This is a genomic window from uncultured Pseudophaeobacter sp. (assembly GCA_905479575.1).
Taxonomy (GTDB): Bacteria; Pseudomonadota; Alphaproteobacteria; order Rhodobacterales; family Rhodobacteraceae; genus Pseudophaeobacter.
In genome coordinates, this window is the sequence record CAJQNB010000080.1 from 52,419 (window position 1) to 64,155 (window position 11,737).

15 protein-coding genes are annotated in these 11,737 nt (G+C 60.9%); 4 read left to right on the top strand and 11 right to left on the bottom strand.

The annotated features are described in order from the left end of the window. Positions 1–147: 147 nt before the first annotated feature. The 8 genes from bluB to QZ268_RS18755 form a co-directional block, all read right to left on the bottom strand. Positions 148–810, bottom strand: coding sequence for a 5,6-dimethylbenzimidazole synthase (gene bluB / locus QZ268_RS18720; RefSeq protein ID WP_295455560.1), 663 nt, complete (start codon positions 808–810; stop codon positions 148–150). Positions 811–829: 19 nt separating this feature from the next. Further along, positions 830–1,189: a 30S ribosomal protein S16 gene (gene rpsP / locus QZ268_RS18725; protein WP_295455535.1), complete on the bottom strand. Its 360-nt coding sequence runs from the start codon at positions 1,187–1,189 to the stop codon at positions 830–832. Positions 1,190–1,229: 40 nt separating this feature from the next. Continuing rightward, complete coding sequence (locus tag QZ268_RS18730) at positions 1,230–1,556, bottom strand: chorismate mutase (protein WP_295455537.1); 327 nt, start codon at positions 1,554–1,556, stop codon at positions 1,230–1,232. Further along, the gene (locus QZ268_RS18735; protein WP_295455539.1) at positions 1,549–2,154 is read right to left on the bottom strand and encodes a GNAT family N-acetyltransferase; all 606 of its coding nucleotides are present in this window, start codon (positions 2,152–2,154) and stop codon (positions 1,549–1,551) included. Before QZ268_RS18735 ends, QZ268_RS18730 begins: the two co-directional genes overlap by 8 nt. Continuing rightward, positions 2,151–2,678: a GNAT family N-acetyltransferase gene (locus QZ268_RS18740; RefSeq protein WP_295455540.1), complete on the bottom strand. Its 528-nt coding sequence runs from the start codon at positions 2,676–2,678 to the stop codon at positions 2,151–2,153. Before QZ268_RS18740 ends, QZ268_RS18735 begins: the two co-directional genes overlap by 4 nt. Continuing rightward, positions 2,675–3,217, bottom strand: a complete 543-nt coding sequence (locus QZ268_RS18745) for a GNAT family N-acetyltransferase (RefSeq protein ID WP_295455542.1) — start codon at positions 3,215–3,217, stop codon at positions 2,675–2,677. The genes QZ268_RS18740 and QZ268_RS18745 overlap by 4 nt, the downstream gene beginning before the upstream one ends. 1 nt (position 3,218) lies before the next feature. Then, positions 3,219–4,748, bottom strand: a complete 1,530-nt coding sequence (gene ffh / locus QZ268_RS18750) for a signal recognition particle protein (RefSeq protein ID WP_295455543.1) — start codon at positions 4,746–4,748, stop codon at positions 3,219–3,221. Between the two features lie 269 nt (positions 4,749–5,017). After that, positions 5,018–5,530: a hypothetical protein gene (locus QZ268_RS18755; protein WP_295455544.1), complete on the bottom strand. Its 513-nt coding sequence runs from the start codon at positions 5,528–5,530 to the stop codon at positions 5,018–5,020. Positions 5,531–5,764: 234 nt separating this feature from the next. Between QZ268_RS18755 and QZ268_RS18760 the strand changes: the two genes are divergently transcribed. Together QZ268_RS18760 and QZ268_RS18765 are read left to right on the top strand one after the other, a co-directional pair. Further along, on the top strand, positions 5,765–7,054 hold the full coding sequence (locus QZ268_RS18760) for a hypothetical protein (RefSeq protein WP_295455546.1): 1,290 nt from the start codon (positions 5,765–5,767) through the stop codon (positions 7,052–7,054). A 223-nt stretch (positions 7,055–7,277) separates the two neighbouring features. After that, positions 7,278–7,805 (top strand): prolyl-tRNA synthetase associated domain-containing protein, encoded by a 528-nt coding sequence (locus tag QZ268_RS18765; RefSeq protein ID WP_295455548.1) that lies wholly within the window; start codon positions 7,278–7,280, stop codon positions 7,803–7,805. A gap of 9 nt (positions 7,806–7,814) precedes the next feature. On the opposite strand, the gene QZ268_RS18770 is transcribed toward QZ268_RS18765, so the two are convergent. Together QZ268_RS18770 and QZ268_RS18775 are read right to left on the bottom strand one after the other, a co-directional pair. Next, positions 7,815–8,576 (bottom strand): aspartate/glutamate racemase family protein, encoded by a 762-nt coding sequence (locus QZ268_RS18770; RefSeq protein WP_295455550.1) that lies wholly within the window; start codon positions 8,574–8,576, stop codon positions 7,815–7,817. 146 nt (positions 8,577–8,722) lie between these two features. Then, positions 8,723–9,304 (bottom strand): NAD(P)H-dependent oxidoreductase, encoded by a 582-nt coding sequence (locus QZ268_RS18775; protein WP_295455552.1) that lies wholly within the window; start codon positions 9,302–9,304, stop codon positions 8,723–8,725. Between the two features lie 152 nt (positions 9,305–9,456). On the opposite strand from QZ268_RS18775, the gene QZ268_RS18780 reads away from it, so the two are divergent. Then, complete coding sequence (locus QZ268_RS18780) at positions 9,457–10,335, top strand: LysR family transcriptional regulator (RefSeq protein ID WP_295455553.1); 879 nt, start codon at positions 9,457–9,459, stop codon at positions 10,333–10,335. Further along, positions 10,332–11,237, top strand: coding sequence for a DMT family transporter (locus QZ268_RS18785; protein ID WP_295455555.1), 906 nt, complete (start codon positions 10,332–10,334; stop codon positions 11,235–11,237). The genes QZ268_RS18780 and QZ268_RS18785 overlap by 4 nt, the downstream gene beginning before the upstream one ends. Positions 11,238–11,247: 10 nt before the next feature. Here QZ268_RS18785 and QZ268_RS18790 read toward each other — a convergent pair whose 3' ends face one another. Beyond that, the gene (locus tag QZ268_RS18790) at positions 11,248–11,616 is read right to left on the bottom strand and encodes a metalloregulator ArsR/SmtB family transcription factor (protein ID WP_295455557.1); all 369 of its coding nucleotides are present in this window, start codon (positions 11,614–11,616) and stop codon (positions 11,248–11,250) included. Between the last annotated feature and the right edge of the window lie 121 nt (positions 11,617–11,737).

Genomic DNA, 11,737 nt, shown 5'->3' on the forward strand with positions numbered 1-11,737 from the left:
GTTCACTCTCCGGCGCAGAATCCGGCGCGCATCCATTGGCCGCCAGATTGTGCGCATAGGTCCTTTTGATGGCTGCGCTCGAATAGAATGCCCGAGGTAAAGGCGATCGCAACAAAAATTACAAGGCGGATCAAACGTCCCATCGCTTTACCGTGTCTCAATCGACAACGCGTTCTGCCGATTTTCCCAGCCCTGGCGTTCCAGTTCGGGGCTGTCGTGCAGTTCTTCGGGCAGGCCGATGCAGAAATATCCGATCAATTTCCAGCTCGCCGGCACCTGCAAATCACGGTTGAGCTGATCCGGGTCCAGCACCGAGACCCAGCCCAGTCCCAGCCCTTCGGCGCGCAGGGCAAGCCAGAACAGGGTGATGGCGGTGACCACCGAATAGCGGCGCATTTCAGGCATGGTGCCAGCGCCCAGCCCATGACCCTGCACGGTGTCATCATCGCAGTAAATCGCCAGTTGCACCGGGGCTTCGCGCATGCCTGACAGTTTCAGGCCGGCATAGCGATTGGCGCGGGCACCGGAATAGCCGGCCAGAGCCTCTGCATTGGCGGTTTCAAAATTCTTCAGGGCGGCCTCACGGGCGGCCTCGCTGTCGATACGCAGGAGGCGCCAGGGTTCGCTCAACCCCACCGAGGGGGCCAGCTGGATGGCGTTGAGGCAGCGCGCCAGCACTGCCTCATCCACCGGATCCCTGCGGAAGCGGCGCACGTCGCGCCGCATCTGCATCAACAGATCAAGCTGGGTGCGGAACGCCGCGGGGAAAGCACCTTCCGGCACATCCCCCTCGGGCCCCGAAAGGGGCAGGTCCCGCGACCCCACTGTATTATTCCGCGTCTGCGGCTGGCTCGGCGGCCTTGGCGGCTTTCTGTTCAGCGCGCTCCTGGGCTTTCTTGCCAGGGGTGCCCTTTTTGGGGTTGGAGCGGTCGGCCTTTTCGCGCACGCCAGCAGCTTCGAGCATACGGGCGATACGGTCGGTGACCTGGGCGCCCTGGCCGAGCCAGTACTGAACGCGTTCCATGTCCATTTTCACGCGCTCTTCGCTGTCTTTTGGCAGCAGCGGGTTATAGGTGCCGAGCTTTTCAACAAAACGGCCGTCACGTGGCATGCGGCTGTCAGCAGCTACGATGCGGTAGAAGGGGCGTTTTTTCGAGCCGCCACGGGCCAGACGAAGTTTGATAGCCATTGGGTAGTCTCCTTTGATGGCGTTGACAGGGATTGCCCTGTTATTCCTGGTGTTTCTTGTGGTGTCTGATGACTTCCTGAATGATGAAATTCAGGAAAGCCTTGGCAAAATCGGGGTCCAGGTTGGCCCGTTTCGCCAAATCTTCGAGCCGTGCAATCTGCGCGGCCTCTCGGGTGGGATCCGAGGGCGGCAGCGCATGTTCAGCTTTCAGCTGACCCACGGCCTGTGTGTGTTTGAACCGCTCGCCCAAGGTGTAGACGAGAATCGCATCAAGCCGGTCGATGCTTTCGCGGTGCCCTTGCAGGATTTCGGCGGCGCGGGCCACGTCGTCCTGCGTGTGCTCGGCTGGGGTGATGTGATCAGTCAAGAGCCCATCCTTTTGGTTTGAACAGCGGGTCAGCGTAGTGGCTGATTTCCATCTCGATACCATGGGCAATCTGGCTGCCCTTCAGCGCCGCAGGGGCTGGGTGGCGATAGACCGCATCGTTGCCATCAATGGTTGCCGCATCGTGATCTTTCACCGCGCCAAGCCGTTCTGCCAGGCGGATGGAGTCGAGGTTCTTGGGGTCGAGATAGCTGACAGCGGTTTCCCAGCCCTGGGTTTCGTAGAAATAGGCGCGGGCGGCATTGGTGGCCTCCAGCGCATAGCCGCGCCCTGCGGCGTCGGGCCAGATGATCCAGGCGATTTCCCGTTCTGGCCAGCCCGCAGGCATCCAGCCGCCGGCCATGCCGTAGGTTTCATCCGTGACCTTGTCGTGGATCATCCACATGCCAAAGCCGTGAATCTGCCAATGGCCGATTTCAGCGGCATAGAGCATCCAGGCCTCATAGGCATTCAAAGGCCCGCCCATGAACCGCGCCCGGTAAGAGGAGAAGGTCGCCTCAAAATTGGGGTAGTCCTCGGCCTCGGGGCCGCGCAGCACCAGGCGTTTGGTTTCAAGAACCGGGATGTTCTGGCGGCTCATGCTGCGGCCTCCAGGGTGGGGTGCCGCCAGATCTGACAGGGCTTGCCCAGCAGCGCAGCGTCAGATTCAAAACGTGCGCCCAAGCGTTCCGCAAGTGCAATAGAGCGATTGTTGTGCGGCGCAATATAGCTGATCACACCGTTCAGGCCCTGTTGATGCGCACCGTAGTTGCGGGCAGCGGTCGCGGCTTCAAAGCCGTAGCCCTTACCCTCGGCCTCTTCAAACAGGGTCCAGCCCAACTCTGGCTCAGACCAGGCAGGGGCAAAGATCAGACCGGTCCAGCCGATGAAGCGCCCAGAGGCTTTTTCGACGATATGCCACAGCCCGTAGCCATTGAGCACCCAATGCCCCAGGCGGGAAACCAGCGAGGTATAGCTGCCCATGGCATCGCGCGGACCGCCAACAATATGGCTGCGCTCTGTCTCAAAGAAAGCCGCCATTGGTTTTAGATCATCCAGGTGCGGCGCGCGCAGTGTCAGGCGCGCGGTCTCAAGGACCGGGATGGGCAGGCTCATTGCGGTCATGCGTAGGCCTCCATGCCGCCAGCGGCCAGATCATCGGGGCTCATGTGGCGCCAAACCTCCAGCGCGCCCAGGCGCACATGGGCAAAGTCACCATCGCGGGTTGCACCCAGGCGCTGCGCCACCGCGCGCGAGCCGTGGTTTTCAGGCGCGACCAGGCTGATCGCGGTTTTCCAGCCCAGGGTCTCATAGGCATAGGTACGCGCGGCAGTGGCGGCCTCGGTGGCGTAGCCCTTGCCGCCAAAACCTTCAAACAGGTCCCAGCCGATTTCCGGCTCGGGCCAGCCTTCGGGGTTCCACAAGCCGATGATGCCCGCCGGTTTGCCGCTGTCCTTTTCCTCTAGCGTCCAGCGGCCATAGCCCCGCAATTGCCAGTGACCGATCTCCAGCGCCAGATGACGCCAGACCTTGTCCGGCTCCATCTGACCACCGACAAAATCGGCGCGCGGCGAGGCATAGAAGGCGCAGAGCGGCTCGAAATCGCTCAACGCAGGCTGGCGCAGCATCAGGCGCTGAGTTTCTATGGTGGGAACCTGGATCATGTTATTTCTTTTTACCAAAGCCAGAAAGACCGCCGGGCAGGCCCATGCCGCCCATGCCACCAAGACCGGGCAGACCGCCGGGCATACCCTTGCCGCCGCCCATGGCTTTGGCCGCTGCTTCCAGCGCTTTGGGGTCCATCTGGCTGGGATCCATACCCGCCATGTCGCCCATACCGCCGCCTTTGCCGAGCATGCCTTTCATGGCCTGCTTCAGCATCTTGCCTTTGCCCATCTTGCCCATTTTCTTCATCATGTCCGACATCTGCCGGTGCATTTTCAGAAGCTTGTTCAGGTCAGAGACCTGCATACCCGCGCCGGCCACGATACGCTTTTTGCGGCTGGCCTGCAGAAGGCCGGGATTGGCGCGCTCTTTCTTGGTCATCGACTGGATCATGGCGATCTGGCGCTTGATGACCTTGTCGTCCATGCCGGCGTCCTGCACCTGCTTGGCCATTTTGCCCATGCCGGGCATCATCGACATCATGCCTTCCATGCCGCCCATCTGCTGCATCTGTTCCAGCTGCATCTTCAGGTCATTCATATTGAAATGACCCTTCATCATGCGCTTCATCATGCGCTCGGCCTGTTCGGCCTCGATGGTTTCCTGCGCCTTTTCAACCAGGGCAACAATGTCGCCCATGCCCAGGATACGGCCTGCGACGCGCTCTGGCTCGAAGGTCTCGATGGCGTCCATCTTTTCGCCCAGACCGACAAAGCGGATCGGCTTGCCGGTCACCGCGCGCATCGACAGGGCTGCACCGCCACGGCCGTCGCCATCCATCCGGGTCAGCACCACGCCGGAGATGCCGATCTTGGCGTCAAATTCTTCCGCCACTTCAACCGCGACCTGACCCGTCAGACCATCGACCACCAGCAGGGTCTCACGGGGGGAGACCACCGCCGCGACATCTTCGACTTCCTGCATCAGGACTTCGTCGATCTGCAAGCGGCCGGCGGTGTCCAGCATGTAGACGTCATAGCCCCCCAGCGCGGCCTGCTGTTTGGCGCGCTTGGCGATATCAACGGGTTTCTGGCCGGCGACGATCGGCAGGGTGTCGACGCCAATTTGGGCGCCCAGAACTGCCAGCTGATCCATCGCAGCCGGGCGATAGACATCGAGCGAGGCCATCAGCACCCGCTTGCCTTCTTTGTCCTTCAGCCGCTTGGCCAGTTTACCAGTGGTGGTGGTTTTACCAGAGCCCTGCAGACCGACCATCAGGATCGGCGCAGGCGGGTTGTCCACCTTGAGCGTGCCGAGATCTTCGTCGCCGCGCAGCACGTCAACCAGTGCGTCATGCACGATTTTGACGACCTGCTGGCCGGGGGTGACCGACTTGGTCACCGACTGTCCGGTGGCCTGGTCCTGAACCTTTTTGACAAAATCACGCGCCACCGGCAGCGAGACATCGGCCTCTAGCAGGGCAACGCGGACTTCGCGTAGGGCGGTTTTGACATCTTCCTCGGACAGGGCGCCCTGTTTGGTCAGCCGGTCAAAGACCCCGGAAAGCCGTTCGGATAGATTTTCAAACATGGCTTACGGCCTCCTTTGCCGACTTCAAAACCAGACAGCCCCTATGTAGTGAGCGGGATGCCCATGCGCAAATGCCCTTCAGGTCGAATGCCGGCTTGTGAGAGCAATCCAAACAGAATTGCCCCCACGGGCGTAACACGCTGGTGGAGGGCGATCCCCGACACGTCAGGGACCGGAAGACATAGATGCTTCCGGATATGGGCCCTGCGTTACGTGGATTGGCTGACAGAGTCAAGCGATGACAGGGTTTGGCCAAGGTCCAGCCTGTTTCAGATCACGGTTTTTGCCGGCAGCCAGCTGTTCACGGCCCTGGCAATCCGGTCGGATCCTGCCCCGTTGGTATAGGCCGCAACAATCGGGATGCGGGTTTTGCTGCCGGGAGCCGCAGGCCCTGCCGTTAGAACCAGCGTCGGGCGATACAGGGTTGAACTGCGCCCATCCCGAAGCGTGGTGGTCTGTTCTATTTCCACATGGGACAGCTGATCCAGTGGGTGATCCTCGCTGCTGTAGCCAAAAACCGACTGGCGGCGAATGAAAATCCTGCCGGCGACGCGGTCAAAGATGATCTGCACGCGTCGCACAAAGGCGCAAAAAGCCACTATGCCGATGCCGCCGCCCAGGCTGCCAAACAAGACGCCAAACCAGAGATCTCCCTGTTCGCCGCTTGCAACGAGAAGACCTGCGCCGATGAAGACCAGGATAAACAAGATGAGCATGATGCCGATCAGCCAGGGCGTATTTGCGATGATCAGCTGCTCTGGGGTGTCTCGCGTGATTCGCATAGTTATATCCTAGTGAAATTAGCACGCCTGAGAAGGTCAGCTGCCGACCACGGCTTGACTCAAACAGTGAGAGGCTCGCAACATCGGGACTATAGGTGCCTCATCGACTTAACGGATCTGAGCGATCCATCGGGCGCCGTGAGGCAGCAACAGCATCAGGTAACACAGGCGAACGGGGCAAGCGTTCGTGCGGCCAACCGGGCAGCCATCTGGCTGAGGGAAGGACCAAGAGGGATGCGTGTATTCACGATACTGGGGCCATCGCAATCTGGCAAAACGACCCTGACAAGGGCGCGGCTGGGCAAACTCGGGGAGGGGGTGGCGGATGTGGTGGCGGTCGGCTGTATGGCCGATCAGGCCAAACATCTTGATAAAGCCGTCTTTCTGCGTGCCCTGGACGCAGGCCTGGGGGATGGCAACCCGGTGGGGGGGCGCACTCTGGCCGCGTTGGGCGGGCTGGACACTGGCGCCGATGAGCGACAGGGCGATCACGGAAATACCATTGGCAGCACTGGCCTCTCGCACACTGGCCCCCCGCACACTGGCCTGGCGCGCATCGGTCTGCAGGCCGGCGATATCGGTCAGGCGAAAAAATGCGACGATCCGAACCTCGGCTACTGTTATTCTGCTGATGGCAGTGCCGGGCTGCCCGGCTGGGCACAGCCGCCGCCGTCGACCTACCGGCGCTTGGTTGTTCCGGTGCATCAACGCGACGAGGCGCAGCTCTCGGCGGCGTTGGACCGTCTGGTGGGGATCGACCCGGCTGTTAAGCTGGAACAGGACCCGATTTCCGGGCGCGCCCTGTTGCATCTGCAGGGGCCGTTGCATCTGCGCCGGGTGCTGGCCACGCTGGAAACGGAATTTGGCGTCGAAGCCATTGGCGAGCAGGTGCCGCCGTCCTTTTGCGAAACCCTCAGAGAACCAATTGAGCTGCGCTACCGTCACCGCAAGCAGTCCGGCGGGGCGGGGCAGTGTGCCGATGTTCTGATCGAAATGCGCCCGCTGCCCCGGGGCAGCGGTTTTCAGTTTCACGACAGGATCAAGGGCGGAGCGATGCCAAAGGCCTATATTCCCTCGGTTGAGGCCGGGGTGCGCGAAGCCCTGCGGGAAGGCTACAACAGCCACCCGGTGGTGGATGTCGCGGTGATCTTGAAAGATGGCAAGGATCACGCCGTGGACAGCTCTGATTTTGCTTTTCGCACGGCGGCCAGAAATGCGGTGCGGAGCGCTTTGGATCAGGCCGATCTGGTGCTTTTGCAACCCATTATGAAGGTGGCCATTCATGTGCCTTCGGTGTTTTCAGGCCGGGTGATCCCGGTGATTAGCAACCGGAAGGGACAGGTTCTGGGCTTTGCTGCAGAAGACGGCAAAGCGGGTTGGGTTGTTCTGGAGGCCCTGATTCCGCTGGTCGCACGGGATGGCCTGTGTCACGGCCTGGCCAGCGCCAGCCGCGGCACCGGCTGGTTTGAGACTGCGTTTGACCACTATGAGGAGGTCAGACAAGACGAGCTCGCACCGGTTTGAGGGCTCGGCTGACCACCTGCCGCACCTACCTGCTCCCCTAACTGGCTGCCCAGCTGTGTGTCCGCCTGACAGGGGGGCGGCCTGTCTGTGTGCTCGCCTACCTGTGTGCCTGAGCGGCTGTGGCGCAGTTTTGTCTCCAGAGGGCGCATCGTCTCTTGCGTCTTTGGGTTTTTTTGCGTGATCTGAAGGCGACGTAAAATACCGCTTTTGGGAGACTTGATTCATGGATGCAGCCGCCGCTCAACAGGACGCCTTGCCGGTCAGCTCAGATGCGCTGTTGGCACAGCTTGATGCATGGGATTTGCCCTATACCCTGTTTACCCATGTGCCGCTGCGGACCGTGGAGGAAGCCAAGCAGGTTGAAGCAGAGATGCAGCAGCCCGGCGTCAGCAGCCTGAAGATCAAGAACCTCTATCTGCGGGATCGCAAGAAGCGTAATTACCTCATTTCTGTCGAACAGGACCGCGAGATCGACCTCAAGGCGCTGGGGAAGGAGATTGGTGCCGCAGGGCTGAGCTTTGGCTCTGCTGATCGCCTGATGCAGAACCTGGGCATTCGCCCGGGCGCAGTGAGCCCACTGGCAATGATCACCGGTGTTGCGCAGGGGGTGACCTTTTATATGGATGCAGCGGTGCAGGAGGTGGATGTGATCAATATGCACCCGCTGGTGAATGATCGCACCGTGGTGATGGCACGGGAGGATTTTCTTGCCTTTCTCGCTCGCATCGGGTGTGAGCCCCACTGGATCTGACGCGCGCCCCTAGGCGTTTTGGGGTTCCCCCAATGCCAGCTCCAGCGCTGCTGCGACATGGGCTGCGGAGGGATTGATAAACAAGACCCCGGCGGCCTCAAAACAGGGCTCATCAATATGGTCCGGGAAGGCCAGCGGCAGTTCGGTACAGGCAAGGATCACTGCCTCCCCGGCGCTGGCGTGTTTCTGGCAAAACCGCAGCAGCCGTTCCTGCGCCTCTGGCGAGGCGCCGCCGTGAAAGTCTTGGTCGATCATCGACTGGGCTTCGGCGATCTCCGCTGTGGGCAGCGTTGGATTGGCCTGAATTCCATAGGGGGCCAAAACCTCGGCGTAGTTGCGGGCCTGCATGGTGACCGCAGTGCCGATCACCAGGGCAGAGTCGGCCTTGGTTTTGGCAACCGCCTGTGCGGTTGCATCAAAAATGGACAGCACCGGCATCTCTACCCCTTGGCGGATGGCGTGTAGGCGCGCATGGGGCGTGTTGCTGGCGATCACCGCAAAATCACATCCGGCCGCTTGCAGCACCAGCAGGCCATCGCGAAACACCGCATCAAAGGCGGCCCAGCTGGCCTCATCCTCGGGGCGCCCGCGCAGGCTGCGGGTCTCGGCTTGATTGACCGATTCTATGGTGATCTTTGGGCAGGGGAGCGGGCCGTTGTGGGCCTCTGCGCCAGTCTCGATTTGCCGCTGCCAGCTGCCCGCGCAAATGCCGCGATAGTAGTCCAGGGTCGAGGCCCAGCCGACGCCGCCGAGAATACCGATTTTCTTCATATCTGCTGAGCCCTGTCTTGCGTTCCCGTCCGGGTAGCATGGTGCAACAGATTGGCATGGTGCAACAGGGGCGTTGAGCAAAAGCACCGCCCCCCCCGAGGGAGGCGGTGTTCAGGTTTGGTTGTGCCAAATTTAGCGGGCAAAGCTTAGGCGGCAAGCGCCTCGATTGCGGACTTGGCGCGTTGCATCGAACCTTCCTCATCCATGGACAGCTGATCTGCGGCGACCAGTTCAACATCGGTGATGCCGATAAAGCCAAGCACATGGCGCAGGTAGGTGGTGGCAAAATCGATATCCGATCCGGCCTGTGTCCCGCCAGAGGCCACCGCGATGATGGCGCGTTTGCCCTCCAGCAGACCAACGGGGCCGGTTTCGGTGTAATTGAAGGTCACCCCAACGCGGGCAACCAGATCAATCCAGGCCTTCAGCGTCGAGGGCACTGAGAAATTGTAGATCGGCGTGCCGATGACAATGGTATCGGCCTGTTTCAGCTCGGCAATCAGCGCGTCAGACTGCGCAAGAAGCGCCTTCTGCTCATCGCTGCGTTGGTCCGCAGGGGTGAAGTTGGCACCGACCCAGGCCTCGTCGAGCAGCGGCAGTGGGGTCGCCAGATCCCGACGGATGACAGTTTCAGGTGCCAGCCGCCCGGTGATCTCGGCGCTCAGCGAGCGGGTGACGGAGTTCTCGGCGCGGGCGGAGGAGTCGATATGCAGAACTGTGGAGGTCATGATCTGAATTCCTATTTTTTGTTTCGTCTGCATCACACATGGGTTATAGCAAAAATGAACTCAATCGCCGTGTCGGCACAGGTTTTGTGCAAATTTGCGGTGGGGCTTGAGGGGCAGATTTCACAAAGCGGATTTGAAGCAAGGACTGTGTGATGGAGAATTGGGACGAAGTTCGCACCGCCTATCAGGTGGCCCGCATGGGGACTGTCAGTGGCGCCGCCGAGGTTCTGGGGGTGCATCATGCGACGGTGATCCGCCATATTGATGCAATTGAAACACGCCTGGGGGTGAAGCTGTTTCAGCGTCATGCCCGTGGCTATACGCCAACGGAATCCGGTCAGGACCTGTTGCGGGTGGCGCAGGCCACTGATGACCAGTTCAGCCAGTTGGTTGGTCGGTTGAAAGGCCAGGGGGAAGAGGTCTCAGGCGAATTGGTGGTGACCTCATTGTCGTCGATGTCGCATCTACTGGTGCCAGTGCTGACCGAGTTCCAGCAGATGCATCCGGGCCTGGTTATTCGCTACCTCACCGGTGAGCGCCTGTTCAGGCTGGAGTACGGCGAGGCCCATGTGGCGCTGCGGGCAGGCAATGCGCCGGATCAGCCGGACAATGTGGTGCAGCCCTTTCTGAAGCAGAAGATCGGTCTGTTTGCCTCCCAAAGCTATGTAGACCAGCACGGCATGCTGAAAGGTGTCGATGACCTGAAGAACCATCAGTTTGTTGGCACCGACAATCCAGACAGCCGCGCACCTTTCAACAAATGGCTGCGCGAACACACCACGGAAGAGACAATCATCTTCCGCTGCTCCGACGGTGTGGCAATGCAAGAGGCGGTTATGGCAGGGGCCGGTATTGGCTTTATGTCGATGTGGGAGGCCTCGCGCCGCCCGGCTTTGGTCAAGATGATGGATCCGCAGGCCGATTGGGAAGGCAGCCTTTGGTTGGTGACCCATGTGGACCTGCACCGCACTAACAAGGTGCAGAGTTTCCTCAGCTTTTTGAAAGAGCGCGCCAAGGCCTGGCAGCAATGAGCCCGGTTCAGCGCGCCCATGGCGCCATGCTGCTGTTTTCGATCCTGGTGGCGGGATCGTTTTCTCTGGGGGTTTTGATCGCCAATGATATCGCGCCGATGGCGCTGAATGCGGTGCGTTTTGGCATCGCGGCGGTGGTGATTGGCGCGGTCGCCGGGCTAAGTGGCAAGCTGCGACGGCATCATTTTCGGGCGCCCTGGCGCTATCTGGTGATGGGGGCGCTGTTTGCCAGCTACTTTGTGCTGATGTTTTATGGCTTGCAGACGGCAGATCCGGTCAGCGCCTCGGCGGTCTTTACCCTGACCCCGGTGCTCAGCGGTGTCTTTGGCTATCTGCTGCTGCGCCAGATTACCACGCCCCGCATGGCGCTGGCCTTGGGCATCGGCGCGGCGGGGGCGCTTTGGGTGATCTTCCGGGCCGACCTGGCGGCGCTGCGGGCCTTTGATATTGGCCGCGGAGAGATGATCTATTTTGTCGGCTGTGTCGCCCATGCGATCTATACGCCGGTGGTGCGTAAGCTGAACCGGGGAGAGCCGGCGATTGCCTTTACCTTTGGCACCCTGATTGCCGGGGCACTGGTATTGCTGGTCGTTGGCTGGGGGGACATCCGCGCGACCCAGTGGAACGCCCTGCCGATGCTGGTCTGGGTTGGAATTTTTTATGTGGCGATATTTGCCAGCGCTGTCACCTTTGTGTTGCTGCAGTTTGCCAGCCTTCACCTGCCTGCGGCCAAGGTCATGGCCTATACCTATCTGACTCCCAGTTGGGTGATTGTCTGGCAGGTCGCGCTGGGCAACCCGGCCCCAAGCGGGCTGATCCTGGTGGGGATTGCGCTGACGGTAGTGGCCCTGGTGTTGTTGCTCGAAGATGCGGCCAAGCCCGCGCGCCCTGTCAAAGCCTGAGCAGACTTCCTCAGATTTCGCTGTTCTGAATAGCCGGGGCGGGAGGGGCTGGGGGCTGGTCGTCCAACTCGCTGGCCAGGAAGCGTTCAAACGCGTCCAGGTGCACTGGTTCAAACTGGCCAAACCCCTGCATCCAGACCGAAGCCGCCCGCATGGCGTCGGGCTGTAGTTTGCACCATTTCACCCGCCCGCGCTTTTCTTGCGAGATCAGACCCGCGCGGGTCAGGATCGTCAGGTGCTTGGAGATCGCAGCCAGCGACATGTCAAAAGGTTCGGCGACGTCTGTGACGGCCATGTCGTCTTCCAACAACATAGTCAGGATCGCGCGGCGCGTCCCGTCGGCCAGCGCCGCAAATGTAATGTCGAGTGCGTTCGTCATGGGGAGTGTCATAGCGCCGAAGGGGGCGGGGGAACAGATGTTACAGCTTCGGGGCATCTGAAGACTGCGACGGCCAGTTGTGGCGCAACTGCTCCACATCATCACGCGTGAGGCCGATGTC